This is a genomic window from Acinetobacter sp. AOR18_HL (assembly GCF_027855145.1).
In the GTDB taxonomy this organism is placed as follows: domain Bacteria; phylum Pseudomonadota; class Gammaproteobacteria; order Pseudomonadales; family Moraxellaceae; genus Acinetobacter; species Acinetobacter pittii.
Window position 1 is genome coordinate 15412 of the sequence record NZ_JAKTIG010000077.1, and the last position, 17386, is coordinate 32797.

The window sequence follows — 17386 nt, forward strand, 5'->3', positions numbered from 1 at the left end:
AAATTAAAGAAGACTCTTTAAGCAGCTCTTTTGTCTGCCTCGGTTCTTCTTCCGTTATTCAGCCAAATAATCAAACAAATAACGGAGCAACAACACCGTAGTCAATGCAGAGAATTATCTGTTTTTGAAAATGGAATTTTACAGTGCTTTGTTGATCATTGAGTTTATTAATTTTCATCAAAATGCACCACTACTTTGCTTCAGGGTGTCGCCATGATCTCGACCGCAGTTAAAAAATCATTTAACAAACTTAAATTTCAGCGTGAAATTGAGCTACCAGATTTTGCTAGCAAAAGCTCAATTCCGATCAGACATTTAAATATTGGTTTTGATGGTAAAGAAATTGATGTCAGATTCTATATGGACAATCAATTTGCTACTTTGTTTTTTGCCACACTTTCGGTGTTTTTAACTTATGGCGAAGATCTGGTTATTGAAACCGCTCGCCATCACCGTGAATTTATCAAAGATCCAATATTAAAGCAGCGAGTAACTTCGTTGATTGGCCAAGAAGCAATTCACTCAAAATTGCACAATGAATATAACGATGCCCTTCAAGATGCTGAATATCCTGTCGCTCTATATCGTTTTCTTGGCTCAAACTTCTTTAAATATGTTTTCTTAAAGTTTCCACAGCCACTCAAATTATCAATGATGGCGGGTATTGAGCATTTTACTGCGGTACTTGCTGAATACATGATGAAGCATGAAAAGAACTTCTATTATTCAAATGACGAAAAAAGCCGCGCACTTTGGATGTGGCATATGCTTGAAGAATCTGAGCATAAAGATATTGCCTATGATGTCTATCAACTGTTAAATGGTAGTTATGCACTACGTGCGTCTGGTTTCTTCCTCGCGCTATTTACCATTTTAGGTTTAATCCCTGCGACTACATTATTTGTCCCTGTTTTAAGAAAGCCACAAGAGATGCTGACCTTGAAATTCTGGAAGGACGCTCGTCGTGGTGTAGGCTTAATCTTTGGTCCAAAAGACGGAGTTTTCGGCAGTACGATTGGTCAAATTCTTGACTACTTACGCCCAGACTTTCATCCAAATGATCATGATACGACTGAATATCTTGAGTATTACAAAAAGAAATTGCTGACAGAAGGCGGCGCAATTGCTCCTTACTTTGTTAAAGAATTTACCCCACCAGTACGCATGTCTTAATCGTCCTGCATTTCCAGCTATCGAATAGGTAGCTGGTATCTCTTCAAGCTATTTATGGATGAATCATGATTTTATTTGGCAAAAAGAAAGTTAAACCAAGCCAAAAAGCTTATGCCGTAGTGACGGGTGCAGGCAGTGGGATTGGTCGAAGTTTTGCAATTGAACTTGCGAAACGTGGTGGTAGCGTAGTGTGTGCAGATATTAATCTCGAAGCTGCTGAAGAAACAGTAAAACTTCTTGAACAAGAAGGCGCAAAAGCTTTTGCTATGCGTTGTGATGTGGGTAATGCTGAACAAGTTAACCATCTCGCTGAGACTGCTGAAATCTTGCTTGGGCACCCTGTAACTCTTGTCATTAATAATGCTGGTGTGGGTTTGGGTGGCAAGTTTGATGAGCTAACCCTAGAAGAATGGAACTGGGTCATGAATATTAACCTTTGGGGTGTTATTCATGGTTGTCATGCATTTGTTCCCAAGTTTGGGTTGACTTAAGCCTATCTGGAAGCACGATTAAAACTCATGCAGCTCAAGATGCGATGCTGTCAGAGGACTGGTTAGCATGGTGTGCAAAAAACTATTGCGGACAAAAATCGGCAACCGATGCTACCTGTTCCCCACTCTATGCCGACTTAACTGGATTACCACCTGTTTTAATTCATGTCGGTACCGAAGAAGTCTTATTAAACGATGCAAAACGTCTCGCTGAACAAACCGAAAAGTATGGTATTCCGACGATCTTGAAGGTTTATGACCGAGTCGGACATGTTTTTCAGTTCCACGCGGGTATACTAAATGAATCTAATGACTCGATTGAGCGCATTGGGCAATTCATTGATAAACATACACAGTCAATATAAAAATATCGCCAGAGAGGAGTCCTCGGCATGACAACAAACAATTATGACTATGATTACCTCATTATTGGTTCAGGCTTTGGTGGTAGTGTTTCTGCTTGCCGTCTAACCGAAAAAGGCTACTCTGTTGCTGTAATGGAAATGGGGCGACGCTGGGAAGCTAAAGATTTTGCTAAAAATAACTGGAATACCCGTCGCTGGATTTGGCGCCCGGGCATGAAACTTTTCGGTTATTTCAACATGCGTTTTTTTCGCCATGTCACCATTATTTGCGGTAATGCTGTAGGCGGCGGCTCAATCACCTATGCCAATACCTTACTGGTTCCACCTGAACATATTTGGGATGAAGGCACGTGGGCAGATGCCGCGGACTGGAAAAATGAAATGCCGCAGCACTATGCTGAAGCAGAACGCATGCTTGGTGTGACGGATAATAAAATTTTCGGCCCTGCCGATCATATGCTAAAAAAAATGGGTGAAGCAGTCGGTGTTGGTCATACATTTAAACCCACTCGTGTTGCCACTTTCTTTCCACCCGAAGGTGAAGAAGGTGGCAAGACCTACCCTGACCCATATTTTAACGGAGAAGGTCCAGACCGCGGAACCTGTACGGCATGTGGCGGTTGTATGACAGGTTGTAAACACAACGCAAAAAATACCTTAGATAAAAACTATTTGTACTTTGCCGAAAAAAATGGCGCCAAGGTTTACGAAGAAACCAAAGTCGTTGGCGTTAAACCACTCAATGGTAAAGCCGATGGCAGCGATGGCTATGAAGTTACGACTGAATGTTCGAGCTCATGGTTTAACAAACAACGCCGTACATGGCGTGTTCGTAACGTGATTTTCTCTGCATCTTCTTTGGGTACGCAAGAGATGTTATTCCGTTTAAAACAGTCTGGTTCACTGCCAAATATCTCTGATGATTTAGGTAATCGGGTTCGTACTAATGCCGAGTCGATTTTAGGCGTTCGCTTTTTTGGTAAAGATGTCGACATGAGCAAAGGTGTTGCCATTGGTTCAAGTATTTACATTGACCATGACACTCACATTGAAGCGACGCGTTACCAAACTGGTTCAGATGCCATGGGCCTCATGTGTACTTACATGGCTAAAGGTAAACCGGGTTGGACGCGTATCTTCTTTTGGTTATGGGCACTTATTTGCCATCCATTTATTTTCCTTCGCATGAGTAATCCTGTCAGTTTTGCACGTCAAACTTTAATCTTCTTGGTGATGCAAACAGCTGATGCCTCCATTAATATGCGCTTGAAACGTAATTGGTTCTGGCCTTTTGGCAAAGTATTATCGAGCGAAGGTAAAAAGCTACCTGTGTATATTCCACAGGCCAATGCATTTACCGAAAAAGTTGCCAAAATGTTTAATGGTCACCCGATGACGACCATTACCGAAATTTTGTTTAACGTACCTTTTACAGCCCACTGTATGGGTGGTTGTGCAATTGCTTCAAGTCCAGAACGTGGCGTGGTAGATGGACAAAACCGCGTGTTTAACTATAAAAACTTATATGTTGTAGATGGTTCAATGTTAGGTGCAAATTTGGGCGTTAACCCAAGTCTCACCATTACAGCTCTTGCAGAACGCGCAATGTCTTATATTCCGGCTAAACATACTTTGGATGAGCAACAAGGTTATAGAGCAGATGCAGAAACCATAGAGATCACTAAAGCTTCTGCCTAAAATAGAAATTTGTTTTATAAAAAAAAGCCTATTAAAAAATAGGCTTTTTTCTTTCGCTTTCTAAATTACATCGCCACGGCTTTAGCACGAGCTGCATGCAATTTTTTATAGCTCTCAATCAGACGTAAATGGCGATCAAGTCCTTCTAGTTTCATGCTTGTTGGTGTTAAACCATAGAAACGAACGCTACCATCGACAGAACCTAATACCGCATCCATTCGCGTGTCACCAAACATACGACGGAAATTAGTCAGGTAGTCTTCAAGCTCTAGTTCTTCATCTAACATTACTTCCAGCACCACATTCATGCACTGATAGAACAAGCCACGCTCAACGGTGTTGGTGTTATATTGCAAGTAAGTTTCAACGAGCTCTTTTGCTTCTTCAAATTGTTGTAAAGCAACATAAATTAGCAATTTCAATTCTAAGATAGTGAGTTGACCCCAAACTGTATTGTCATCAAACTCGATGCCAATGAGTGTGGTGATTTCAGTGTAATCGTCTAACTCGCATTCCTCTAAGCGCTCAACCAATGCCTCAAGCTGCTCATCATCTAAACGATGTAGATTTAGAATATCTTCACGGAATGAAAGTGCCTTATTGGTGTTGTCCCAAATCAAATCTTCAACAAGATAAATTTCTGAATAATCCGGTACTAAAATACGGCAAGCAGTCGCACCTAAGTGCTCGTATACTGCCATATATACTTCTTTGCCCATCTCTTCGAGAATACCGAACAATGTTGCAGCTTCTTCTGCATTCGACTCTTCGCCTTCGCCAGAAAAATCCCATTCAACAAAGTCATAGTCAGATTTAGAGCTAAAGAAACGCCAAGAAACCAAACCGCTTGAATCAATAAAGTGCTCAACAAAGTTGTTTGGCTCAGTGACCGCATTACTTTGGAAAGTCGGTTGTGGTAAATCATTTAAGCCTTCAAAGCTACGGCCTTGAAGTAATTCGGTCAGACTACGTTCCAAAGCAACTTCAAAACTTGGATGCGCACCGAAAGATGCAAACACCCCACCCGTACGCGGGTTCATTAAAGTCACACACATTACTGGGAACTGACCACCTAGCGATGCATCTTTAACTAATACTGGGAAGCCTTGCTCTTCTAGACCTTTAATACCAGCAACAATACTTGGGTATTTTGCTAATACGTCTTCAGGAACATCTGGAAGTGCAATTTCATCTTCTAAAATTTCACGTTTAACAGCACGTTCAAAAATTTCTGACAAGCATTGAACTTGGGCTTCTGCCAAAGTGTTGCCCGCACTCATACCATTACTTAAGTACAAGTTTTCAATTAAATTTGATGGGAAATAGACAACTTCACCATCAGACTGGCGCACAAAAGGTAACGAGCAAATGCCGCGCTCTACGTTGCCTGAGTTAGTGTCATATAAATGTGTGCCGAGTAACTCATCATCTGGGTTATAAATCTCAAGACAGTATTCATCTAAGATTTCTTTAGGTAATTCACCATTTGGACCCGGTTTAAACCATTTTTCATCTGGATAATGCACAAAATCAGCATTGGCAATATCTTCACCCCAGAACTGGTCGTTATAGAAGAAGTTACAGTTTAAACGCTCAATAAACTCGCCTAATGCAGACGCTAAAGCACTTTCTTTAGTTGCACCTTTACCATTGGTAAAACACATCGGAGACTGAGCATCACGAATATGTAACGACCATACATTTGGAACAATATTACGCCAAGATGCAATTTCGATTTTCATACCCAAATTTGCCAAAATAGCAGACATATTGGCAATGGTTTCTTCTAATGGCAGGTCTTTACCTTGAATATAGGTATGACTTTCTGAAGTTAGGCTTGGCAATAACAATGCTTGCGCATCTGCGTCGATGCTTTCAACTTCTTCAATAATAAATTCGGGACCCGTTTGAATCACTTTTTTAACAGTACAACGGTCAATCGAACGTAAAATCCCTTGGCGATCTTTCTCTGAAATATCGGCTGGTAATTCAATTTGAATTTTAAAGGTTTGCTTATAGCGGTTTTCAGGATCAACAATATTATTTTGCGATAAACGAATATTATCGGTTGGGATATCTCGAGCGGCACAATACACTTTTACAAAATAAGCGGCACACAATGCTGATGATGCTAAAAAATAGTCAAATGGGCCCGGTGCCGAACCGTCACCCTTATAGCGAATTGGTTGATCGGCAATTACCGTAAAGTCATCGAACTTAGCTTCCTGTCGAAGATTGTCGAGATAATTAACCTTGATTTCCATGCTGGCACCTAAATATTTTTATGTGTCAGCACAGACACATAAAACTCTAAATATTGAAAAATAAGCCGAATCACAGCGAAGAAATTGACTTAAAAAATGAGAGATTAAAGCCATATATTTAATGAGAGACTCAAGTGGCTTTAATAAGATTGGCGGTATTATAGAGGGATTTTGTGCAGTTGATAACTAAAGTTAAAACATTGCTGCTCACAATGTTTTAACTTGTCTTGAATTTAGTTAAATATTGAACGTTAAAATTTAAAGGTGTAATCGACATTCAAACGTGTTTCATTTGTCGAATGGAATGTCATATTAGTAGGCATATCATTACGGTAGTGAGAAAAACGGGCTCGCATTCCCAAACCTTTTAACTTACCTTCAGGAATTTTATAACCCAAATCAAATTCCATCGACTCTTCTTTAAAACGCTGATCGCCATATTGCAATAAATCAATATTTTCACCTTTTGCGTAGCGAGTCATAAAACGTAGTCCGTTTAATGAAACATCACCTACCCGCGCATTTTTAAAGTCATATTCGTAACGAATCGAATAGACTTTTTCGTCTTTATTTGAATAGTCCGAACTCATAAAATCAAGCACGACTGGACTTTCAGTTCCTGACAAAAATGGCAGACCAGTTGAACCAAAGGACTGCATGTAGCCCAAAGAAACTGTATGGTTTTGATAGTTCAAACCAAATAAGCCACTAATATGGCGGTTATCGACCTCTCCTATTTTTTTGCTTCCTGTTTCCTCACTATTAAAAAAAACGCACGACGCTTAAAAAATTAAGTTGTCCATTTAAAGGCTGCTTGCCGTTAAAACCCCAAAATTGTTGCTGGTAAATGTCTTTGAGTTCAGCATGATAAGCACGCAAACGGTAATCCTTTAACTGATAACTTCCTCCCAACGTATAAAATGAGTCAGTAGTTGCTGCTTTGTCAAAACGATGATTGATATTGTCTGTTCCAACGTCGGTATAACGAATTGAGTCGCGCTGACGCACTTCGTCGACATAAAAGCCTTCAAGTTGAAGATTTGGAATTTCATTTGAAACAAAACGGATACCACGGTAAGTCTGAGGGAACAAACGCGCTGGCGATGAAAAAATGGTCGGTAATTGTGGAACTAAATCGCCCACAAAAAGCTCATTTTTTCTAAATTTAGCCTTTCCTGTAATACCTATTTTTCCATAATAATCATCACGCGAGTTATCGGTATTCACTGGTAATAAACCACTACGTGCATAGTCATCAGCTCGGCTTCCCATTAGGTTAAAACCTGCCATTGCCAGTACATCAACACCAAACCCAACTGTTCCTTCGGTATAACCAGACTGTCCTTTAAAAATTAGACCCTGCGCCCAATCTCTGCCTGCTGTATAGGGATATGGGTCTTTTTTATAGTCTCGATCAAAGTAAAAATTACGTAGTGTCAGCTCAGCTTTACTGTCTGCAATAAACTCAGCATGCACAACTTGACTAAATAATGGGCACAAGCATACCCCCACCCACAATGGTGTCTTTTTCATTTTTTATCTCAACTATTTAATTTTTAATGGATTAAGGTGCTGTTTTAAGAGAGTAGTTTTGCTCTTTCTTATTTCGGTAAAAAGCACTACCCAAACTTAAAATCAGGAAAATAGCCAAAATAAACACCACACCGTAATAGGCATACAGTGTTGCGGGTGCTATACCTTTATCCAGAAAAATGCCTGCAACCGTTGGCGATAAAATTGCCCCAATTCGTCCAAAACCAATTGCATAGCCCACGCCGCGACTACGAATTTCAGCATCATAAATTGTTGGAGAAATCGAATATAAACCTGCCACACAGCCATTAATGAGTGTGCCAAGTAATAACCCCACCATGAGTGCAATGCTCACTTGAGATGAGACAGCGACAAATAGGAAAACACATGCCGAGGTTAGTCCTAAAAACAGGCTTAAGGCATAGAAGATTTTCATGCGTGATGCCAATAAACCAATAATGGCTGCCCCGAAAATCCCACCAATACTAATTAAAATACCGGTACTTACGCCTTGTTGTGGCGACATACCCATTGAAATAAGAATTTTTGGTGTCCAACTCATCACGAAGTAAAAGCCAAACATCACTAAAAAGAATGCAAACCACAAACAAAGCGTTTGAAATCCAAGTTGTCCAGCAAATAATTTGCCCATTTCACTGCCATTTTGCGTACTAATTTTTTCATAACGCGGCATAACTGGTAATTCATTTAGCCCCATACGATTTACAGTTGCATTAATTCGTTCTAGTGCCTGTTTTGGTCGTTTCGCGAGTAAGTAATCTAAAGATTCAGGTAATAACCATGCGCTGATCAGCAGCATTGCAATGGTAGTAACCCCTCCTGCTAAAAAGATTGAGCGCCAACCTAAATGCTCAATCAATGCCAGTGATAATACTCCACCAACCGTCGCGCCAATTCCATAACCGGTAGACATTAAACTCACTGCAAGACTGCGCCAGCGAGCATTGGCATATTCACTTGCCAATACATTACTACTCGCAAGGATGCCCCCCACCCCAATTCCAGTAATAAATCGAAGTGCTGCCAACATGCCATGGCTTTGTACAAAAGCACAGCCCAGCATGCTAAGACCTGCAATTACAAGACAAACTATGATGAGTAAACGGCGGCCAATTTTATCGGCTAAAGGTGCAAGAAAAATGGAACCGGCAGCCATGCCGAAAAGGCCAGCACTTAACAACAAGCCAATTTGTGCGCCTGAAAGTGACCACTCTGCTGACACGGATGGAGCAGTAAATGCCATTACCATCACGTCAAAGCCATCAATAATATTGAGACAAATACAGATCAAAATAACGAACCATTGATAGCGGCTCATATTGTTTTGATTTATCTCACTTAGAACGTCTCTTTCCATTTGTGTATCTCCCTTGGATAAGACATACACACGACATTGCTAGATGAGCGATTGGGTGGTTATGCATATCCGTATCCATAATGACCTAGAGGAATATTTGTTTTTTTGAGCATCCTGCTCTTTTTCTATACTGAATATTTGGATCCAAAAAATCAACTAAAATTATAAACGGATTATTAAAAAGTATATAAACACATAAATTATATAAGTATAAAATTATTAAAAACATAAAATTAGAATGCTTGAATATTTTTATGGATCCATATTAAAAAATCTATTATGATCGATTCCAGAGCATTTTTTAGCCAAAAAAAGCTCAGTTTATTTCCAGGAAATGCAAGATGCATTTTTAAAACATCAAAGGATTGTTGTTATGAAACTCAAAAGAGTAAGCCAGCTTACATTGGGACTTTTTTTTGCCAGCCAATTGTTTTACACGGCGCAAGCAGCACCTCCAAAAAATCAACAACCACCTAACATCATGATTATTTTGGCCGATGATCTTGGATTCTCAGACATTAGCGCCTATGGCGGCGAAATTAAAACCCCTCATATTGATAGCCTGTTAAAGCAAGGAAAAATGCTTTTTAATTTTCATGCTTCATCAATGTGTTCACCTACTCGTGCACAGCTTATGACAGGTGCCGATAACCACTTGGTAGGTTTAGGTGCGATGTATGAAACTTCAAAACGACAAGAAAAATTGGTTGGCGCCGATAGCCCGCGTGCACTCCTCAAAATTGATGGCTATTCAGGCCACTTAACGCAAAATGCTTATACACTCGCAGAAATTTTAAAGACGAAAGATTATTACACCTTCATGGTCGGTAAATGGCACTTAGGCTATGCTCCCGAACAAAACCCTAAAGCCCGTGGTTTTGATCAATCTTTTGCTCTGCTCGATGGCTTCGATTTACACTTTAAAGACCAACCCAAAAACTATCCGCGTAATACTCAATACACAGAAAATGGTCAAAAGGTTACATTACCAGACAACTATTACTCAACCGACTTTTTTACACAAAAAGCGTTTGAGTACTTAGACAAAAATAAAGCGCAAAAACCATTTTTTGCCTACCTAGCCTATACCGCTCCACACTGGCCACTACAAGCACCTGCTCATTATAGCGACTTATATAAAGGTAAATACGATCAAGGCTACGATGCAATTCGTAAACAACGCTTTCTTAGACAAAAGCAATTAGGATTAATTCCTGCAAATGCAGAATACCCAGTAGAGCGTGGCAACCAAGCTTTAGGCACCAAAAGCTGGAATGAACTCACCCCACAAGAGCGCAAATATGAAGCGCGTAAAATGGAAGTTTATGCGGGCATGGTTACCCAGCTAGACGACCGCGTGGGTGATGTCATTCAATATCTTAAAAAGCATCATTTATATGACAACACTTTAATTGTGTTTATGTCAGATAACGGCGCTGAAGGTGGTGATCACAATTTCCCAATGGGTGATGCCGACAATCGCTATGAAAATATAGGCAATGCTAGCTCATATGTTTACATGGGACCACGCTGGGCCGAAGTGAGCAGCACTCCATTTACGCACTGGAAGTCAGCCGCTTCAGAAGGCGGAGTAAGAGTTCCATTTATTGTTAAGTCACCTGTGCAGATTTCCAAACAACGTGGAATCAACAATAACTTTGCGACAGTCAGAGACATATTCCCAACTGTGATGGAGCTAGCGGGGATTCAAAATAATCAGGTTTATCCAACTTCAAGCACCAAAATTAAACCGTCGGGCTTTAGCCTAATTCCTGCGTTTAAAGATAATACTGCCCGTATTCGTCCTGTTAATTATTATGACTTTAAAGAATTGCATGGCAGCCGCTACGCAAAAACTGACGAATGGAAACTTATTGAAAACTCACCTTCTAAATTTAAGAGCCATGGCTGGGAGCTCTACAATTTAAAAACAGATTTTAATGAGCAACATAATGTTTATGCAGAACATCCTGAGATCGTCAAAGTCTTAAATGACAAATATTTAAGATATGCCGATGAAAATGGTGTTGTGGATTTTGAGCAATACAACAAAAAGTAGAGAAAACCAGATGAAACAGATCATAATGCTTTCATCTTTCCTGTTACTTTGTGCATGCCAAAAAACCACGCCTCAACTAGAACAGACCACCTTGCCCGACTTAGGCAGCAAAGCTAAATGTAATTCTTATTCGGGCCTTCCTTCGGGTTGGCCTAAAAATAAAGAAGCAGGCATGGTCAAGCTTCCGCAAGGAAAAATTGTTTTAGGCACCACACAAGGTTATGAAGATGAACGCCCATTAAATTTACAGGCAACTTCCGTTCCCGCTTTTTTAATTGATGCAACTGAAGTCACCGATGCAGAGAAGCAAGGCGGCGCAGCTATGTTTGTACAACCAGATCATCCAGTTGAAGAATTACAGTGGTGGAAATTTGAAAAAGGGGCCAATTGGAAACATCCATGGGGCTTAAATAATCCTAAACAACCCGCGCCTCATGAGCCTGTTCGCATGGTGACATGGAATGATGCTTATGCTTATGCAAACTGGCTGGGTCATGACTTACCGACTGAGCTTGAGTGGGAATATGCAGCCAAAGGTTTTCAGCAAAACTCCGACATTGGTCCTACCCATGAAGGCCATATTGTAGCCAACTTCTGGCAAGGCGAATTTCCTTATAAAAACATTCAGGAAGATGGTTTTAAGGATATTGCCCCAGTTGGTTGTTTTAGCAAAAACCCCTTTGGTTTGTATGACTTGATTGGCAATGTATGGGAATGGACACAAACACCCTATACAGGATCACGAGATCACCATATGGGAGATCCATCGAAATATAGGCAAAGTCACGAACAGATTTTGCAATACACGATTAAAGGTGGGTCTTATTTATGTGCAACCAACTATTGCGCGCGTTATCGTGCTGCCGCGAGGCATCCACAAGAACTCGACCTTGCCACCAGCCATGTCGGATTTAGAACAGTAAAACGCTTTTAAACGGATTTAAAAATGAAGCATATTTTTATTTATGGGATTTTCTTCTCAGGGACGCCCCTTACCTGCTGTTTAGCTCATAGTGAAGTAGATGTTAATTTTCAAAATACACTCACACTAAAAACGTTCAACTTTGACAGACAATATGAAAATGGTACTAGTCCCGATACTCATAGCTTGAGCCAAGGTCTGATTTATCGTGGTGACTGGTCAACCAAGCTTAATGATGTACAGCTACATCTTAACCCAAGCATCCAATACGCATATCGCCTAAGTAACGACCAACACACCAATGATATGGTCATACCCTTTGACCCTAATACCAAGAAACAAGCACAAGACCAAGTTAAATATGGCTTAGGTGCTGGAGTTGAATATCAAAACTTTCGCATGAATATAGGGGAAATTATTCCCGACTCACCACTTACGCCACAAGTGGATACACATCAATTACGAGTTAACTATAAAGGCTTGGAATTAAAATATAAGACACCGCAACAAAATTTCGAGCTGGGTTTGATTAACCGTTATTCACCAAAAAATGAGGAGGACTACCACAAACTCGCCATTTCAAAACATGAATCTGACGGACTCTATTTCTTTCAATGGGACGGCAATACACCTCGGTACCACTGGAAATTTTATAATGGCTATTTAACTGACCTCATCAATCAAAGTTACTTTGCTTTTGATTACCAATGGACAAAGCAGCACACCACAAAATTACGTGTGTTTCGACACGATGATGTCGGCAAATCAAAACTTGGAGAATATGACAATACATCTGTAGGGGCTATGCATTTCATTAAACATGGCAACTTTACAACTGGAATTGGCTACCAAGAAAACTTTGGCAAAGATGGCATTCCCAAACTCGACAATATACCCATCCCGCATATGGTGAACTGGACCTTAGGTGCGTTTACCAAAGCAGATGAAAAGTCTTATCATTTCGTTGCCTCGTATGACTTTAAAGACTACATCAAGGGTCTAAAAGTGACCTATAAATATATTTATGGTGATTCATTTCAGACCATGAATCAAAATGATTTTGAGCAAGAAAGTGACGTGTTGATTCAATACGACCTAAATGCTTGGATTAAAAATCTTAAGTTTCTTTTCTTAAATATTAACTACGACACCAAACATGGCAAAAGTCTGGATGAACAGCGCATGATGCTTCACTACACGGTTAATTTCTAAATCTTTACACTCCCATAATGGCTTAACTGAAGCCATTATGGATCCAAATAAAAACTAATAAAAATTTCACTCTAAAATTCCAAAGAATAGCAAAAGTCTTTAATAGCAATTAAAAATATACAAAAACAACCAAACCTAAAGATCAATATTTTTAAAAAATATACTGCCTATCAATTGACCAATATTTTTATTTATTATAAATTGGATCCAATAAGTGATAAGGAGTCGTCACAATGTTTATTAAAAATGCTTGGTATGTTGCCTGCCGCCCAGAAGAAATCCAAGACAAACCATTAGGTCGCACTATTTGTGGTGAAAAAATTGTTTTTTATCGCGGTAAAGAAAACCAAGTTTCAGCCGTTGAAGATTTTTGTCCCCATCGCGGCGCCCCACTTTCACTTGGCTATGTAGAAGATGGCAACCTTGTGTGTGGTTATCATGGTTTAGTCACGGGTTGTGACGGAAAGACCGTTTCAATGCCAGCTCAACGTGTAAATGGTTTCCCTTGCAACAAAGCATATGCAGTTGTCGAAAAGTTCGGCTTTATTTGGGTATGGCCAGGCGAGAAAGCTTTAGCAGAAGAAGCAAAACTGCCAACTTTAGAATGGGCAGATCATCCTGAATGGAGCTATGGCGGAGGCCTGTTTCACATTCAGTGTGACTATCGCCTGATGGTCGACAACCTGATGGATTTAACCCACGAGACCTATGTTCACTCAAGCAGTATTGGGCAAAAAGAGATTGATGAATCATTGCCTGTCACTAAAGTTGACGGCGACCATGTCATTACCGAACGCTATATGGAAAATGTGATCGCACCTCCATTTTGGCAAATGGCCCTTCGCGGTAATCATTTAGCAGATGATGTACCTGTTGACCGTTGGCAACGTTGCCACTTCTTTGCGCCAAGTAATGTCCACATTGAAGTCGGTGTAGCGCATGCTGGACATGGTGGTTATCACGCACCAAGTGACAAAAAAGTTTCCTCAATTGTGGTTGATTTTATTACACCAGAAACTGAAACCTCACACTGGTATTTCTGGGGAATGGCGCGTAACTTCCAGCCAGATAATGCTGAACTCACCGATCAAATTCGTGAAGGCCAAGGCAAAATCTTTACTGAAGACTTAGAAATGCTGGAGCAACAACAACAAAATATTTTAAAAAATCCACATCGCAAGTTACTCATGCTCAACATCGACGCAGGCGGTGTACAGTCTCGTAAGGTGATTGAGCGACTGCTTGCCGAAGAAAATAAAACACCTCCTGAAACGTCCATACAGAAGTTTCCAAACATTCGGATTATTTAAAGGAGCATGAACATGGACGTTATTATTCAAAAAATTCACCAGCTTACCCCGACCATTCGTGCATTTGAATTGGTCTCGGCAAATGGCACAGCGCTACCGAATTTTGAAGCAGGTGCACATATTGATGTGCATCTTAAAAACGGCCTCACCCGTCAGTATTCACTTTCAAACTGCTGCACTGAAAAACATCGCTATGTCATTGGTGTTTTACATGATGCCAATTCACGCGGTGGTTCACGTTGCATCCACACCGAATATCGTGAAGGCGATCATTTAAAGATTGGTGAACCGCGTAATTTATTTGAAATCCATCCACAAACCAAACAGGCAGTTTTATTTGCTGGTGGTATTGGTATTACCCCTATTTTGTCGATGGTATATCGACTTAAGTCGGCCAATATTCCTTTTGAATTGCACTACTTTGTTCGTAGCCATGAAATGATTGCTTTCTATGGCAACTTAACCGAGCACTTTGGTGCCCAAGTTCATTTTCATATTCAAGACCAACCAGACACTGAATGTAATATGGCAGAAGTTTTGGGCCAAACTTCACCAGATAAACACTTATATGTATGTGGACCTACAGGGTTTATGCAGTTTGTCATGAACTCGGCCGAACAAGCGGGTTGGCATAGCGAACAGTTACATCAAGAACATTTTGTCGCGCAAAAAGCAGATACATCTAACGATGAAGCTTTTACTATTGAAGTTAAAGGTACGGGCCGTCGAATTGAAGTATTACCAGAGCAGACTGCTACTGAGGCATTAATTGCAAATGGTTTTGATATTCCTGTTTCATGTGAACAAGGCATTTGCGGGACCTGTATTACCCGCGTTTTAGAGGGCACGCCAGATCATCGGGATATATTTATGACCGATGAAGAACATGCACTAAATGACCAATTTACGCCCTGCTGTTCTCGTGCAAAAACTAAAAATCTTGTGATTGAGCTTTAATTCTTGAGTTCCTTTATTCAAAAATAAAGGAACTTCTTTTAACTTAAGCGCTGAGAACATTTCTTAGCGTTTCACCTAAAATCACCACACTACTGTGTTCACGCATTAAAGTTTCAGCACGTCCTGCCTGACGATGTACCAATGCATCGAAAATTGAACAATGCTGTAAATGCGCATAGTGCAAACGACGATATTCCGATAAAGCTTGGTTCTGGTCATAGGTAATGGCTTGGGCAGACGCCATCGGCAATTGATTGTTTTTCGCTAAGGCTTGGATGAGTGCGACGTTTTGCGCGCCTTCAATAATCGTGTCATGAAAAATGACGTTGAAATGGTGATAACGTTCCAGTTCAGCATCACCAAACTCGTCTGTTTCATTAAATAGTTTTTCAGTTTCTTGAATGCAATGTTGCAGTGTCTTTTTCTGCTCTTCGCTTAAGCCTTGTTCTGCCAAAGTTTTTGCAGCCAACCCTTCCAGCACACCACGCACTTCGAGCGCATCATGAACGAGTTGTTCTGAAATTTCACGAACCGTGTAACCACGAGTTGGGTTTTTAATGAGGAGACCTTCTTGCTCAAGCAAGCGAAAGGCAATACGAACAGGCTGCCTTGAAACACCAAGTAACTCGGCAGTCGGAATTTCGGCAATTCTGGCACCGCCTTCAAGTTCCCCTGAAATAATCATTTTTCTTAGTTTAAGTAAAACTTGTTGTCCTGAAGACATTCGCTGCCACACATCACCAAAAACGTCACTTCGATGCTAGCAAGTTCATTTGTAAAATGAAATAAATTTTCTGTTTGAATCTAACAGCTCAGACATTTATAAGCGTCAACTTAATTGATCAAGATTAAATTAATTTTTTAAAAAAGTACTCAACTTGGTTTACCGTCATATCAAAATTAACTTATTTTTTATTTTTAAATTGATAAAATATAGGGCGAATTCAAACATGAGGTGCGACAGTTTCAAAAGCCATATGATAATCAACAAGCTGAGCAAATTTCTCTAATGGTGTAAGCCAATCTAACGCCTTTCTAGGACGAGTATTCAGTGACATGGCAACTTGATTTAAATAATGCTGATCTGCCTGATTTAAATCAATCCCTTTAGGTAAATATTGCCTAATTAAACCATTCATATTTTCGCATGTGCCTTTTTGCCAAGGTGAATGTGGGTCACAGAAATATACATCTATGCCTAAATCTTCTTCGAGTATTTTATGTTCTGACATCTCGCGTCCACGGTCATAGGTCAACGTTTTACGCAGTTCTGCAGGTAAATATTTCAGAGCTTCAGTTAAAGCCTTGCGCACTGATTCTGCCTTTGCATCAGGTAATGTTGCCAAGATACAGAGCCGTGTATTTCGTTCAATAAGTGTTGCTATCGAACTTTTATTGTCTTTACCTTTAATTAAATCAGCTTCCCAATGACCCGGTATTTTTCTTTCTTGAACTTCGGCTGGGCGCTCATGAATAGTTTTAATATCCTGTAATATAGAATCTTTTTTAGGTTCACCGTTAGCTTTTCGCTTTTTATTTTCATGACGCAGACAGGATAATAAGTCTTTTTTCAACTCACCCTTGGGTAATGCTCGTATCGTTGAATAAATCGTTGTATGGCTTACATTCATTGTTTGATCCAAATCAGGAAATGTCTTTAAACGCTTTGCTATTTGCTGAGGAGACCATAAACAACGGATCGCTTCAACAATAAATTTCCAGAGGATTGAATCGATTTTGAGTTTTCTGTGACCACGTCTACGTCTAGCGAAGGTGTTATCAGAAGCATATCGAGCTTGATAAACGTCATTGATGCTATTTCTTTTAAGCTCACGATAGATCGTACTAGGATGTCTTTTAATGAGTTCAGCAAATTTTCTGGCTGAAAAGCCTTCTTTTCTTGACTCAAGCATTAATGCAGTACGATCTTCAAAGTTAAGATGATGGTATGACAATTTTATATACTCCATAAACCCTTTAAATTAATTAGGTGGTTTATGTCGCACTTCAAGTTTTACTCTGCC

The 17386-nt window shown here is 40.0% G+C and carries 11 protein-coding genes and 3 pseudogenes; 9 read left to right on the top strand and 5 right to left on the bottom strand.

Features of this window, described 5'->3' with window-relative positions:
• The first annotated feature begins 213 nt into the window (after positions 1-213).
• The 4 genes and pseudogenes from MKL51_RS18030 (at position 214) to MKL51_RS18045 (ending at position 3727) form a co-directional block, all read left to right on the top strand.
• Positions 214-1173, top strand: a complete 960-nt coding sequence (locus MKL51_RS18030) for a metal-dependent hydrolase (RefSeq protein ID WP_002163169.1) — start codon at positions 214-216, stop codon at positions 1171-1173.
• Between the two features lie 65 nt (positions 1174-1238).
• A pseudogene (locus MKL51_RS18035) lies at positions 1239-1652 on the top strand (SDR family NAD(P)-dependent oxidoreductase); the annotation flags it as partial.
• Positions 1652-2029, top strand: a pseudogene (locus MKL51_RS18040) (alpha/beta hydrolase); the annotation flags it as partial. The pseudogenes MKL51_RS18035 and MKL51_RS18040, both read left to right, overlap by 1 nt.
• 27 nt (positions 2030-2056) lie before the next feature.
• On the top strand, positions 2057-3727 hold the full coding sequence (locus MKL51_RS18045; RefSeq protein WP_002163166.1) for a GMC family oxidoreductase: 1671 nt from the start codon (positions 2057-2059) through the stop codon (positions 3725-3727).
• 65 nt (positions 3728-3792) lie between these two features.
• Here the strand turns inward: MKL51_RS18045 and MKL51_RS18050 are convergent, their stop codons facing one another.
• The 3 genes and pseudogenes from MKL51_RS18050 to MKL51_RS18060 form a co-directional block, all read right to left on the bottom strand.
• Positions 3793-5991: an OsmC domain/YcaO domain-containing protein gene (locus tag MKL51_RS18050; protein WP_002163180.1), complete on the bottom strand. Its 2199-nt coding sequence runs from the start codon at positions 5989-5991 to the stop codon at positions 3793-3795.
• 251 nt (positions 5992-6242) lie between these two features.
• Positions 6243-7524, bottom strand: a pseudogene (locus MKL51_RS18055) (OprD family outer membrane porin).
• 31 nt (positions 7525-7555) lie between these two features.
• The gene (locus MKL51_RS18060; RefSeq protein ID WP_002163160.1) at positions 7556-8902 is read right to left on the bottom strand and encodes an MFS transporter; all 1347 of its coding nucleotides are present in this window, start codon (positions 8900-8902) and stop codon (positions 7556-7558) included.
• 373 nt (positions 8903-9275) lie between these two features.
• On the opposite strand from MKL51_RS18060, the gene MKL51_RS18065 reads away from it, so the two are divergent.
• From MKL51_RS18065 to MKL51_RS18085, 5 genes are all read left to right on the top strand, one after another.
• Complete coding sequence (locus MKL51_RS18065; protein WP_002163163.1) at positions 9276-10961, top strand: arylsulfatase; 1686 nt, start codon at positions 9276-9278, stop codon at positions 10959-10961.
• Positions 10962-10986: 25 nt separating this feature from the next.
• Complete coding sequence (locus MKL51_RS18070; protein WP_002163165.1) at positions 10987-11895, top strand: SUMF1/EgtB/PvdO family nonheme iron enzyme; 909 nt, start codon at positions 10987-10989, stop codon at positions 11893-11895.
• Positions 11896-11907: 12 nt separating this feature from the next.
• On the top strand, positions 11908-13095 hold the full coding sequence (locus MKL51_RS18075) for an OprD family outer membrane porin (RefSeq protein WP_002163168.1): 1188 nt from the start codon (positions 11908-11910) through the stop codon (positions 13093-13095).
• A gap of 233 nt (positions 13096-13328) precedes the next feature.
• Positions 13329-14405, top strand: coding sequence for an aromatic ring-hydroxylating dioxygenase subunit alpha (locus MKL51_RS18080; protein WP_017481364.1), 1077 nt, complete (start codon positions 13329-13331; stop codon positions 14403-14405).
• 12 nt (positions 14406-14417) lie between these two features.
• Complete coding sequence (locus tag MKL51_RS18085; protein ID WP_002115351.1) at positions 14418-15362, top strand: PDR/VanB family oxidoreductase; 945 nt, start codon at positions 14418-14420, stop codon at positions 15360-15362.
• A 43-nt stretch (positions 15363-15405) separates the two neighbouring features.
• Here the strand turns inward: MKL51_RS18085 and MKL51_RS18090 are convergent, their stop codons facing one another.
• Both MKL51_RS18090 and MKL51_RS18095 read right to left on the bottom strand, forming a co-directional pair.
• A complete protein-coding gene (locus MKL51_RS18090; protein WP_005802836.1) occupies positions 15406-16098 on the bottom strand; it encodes a GntR family transcriptional regulator in 693 nt (230 codons plus the stop codon).
• A gap of 208 nt (positions 16099-16306) precedes the next feature.
• Positions 16307-17332, bottom strand: a complete 1026-nt coding sequence (locus tag MKL51_RS18095) for an IS30-like element ISAba125 family transposase (protein WP_004994718.1) — start codon at positions 17330-17332, stop codon at positions 16307-16309.
• Between the last annotated feature and the right edge of the window lie 54 nt (positions 17333-17386).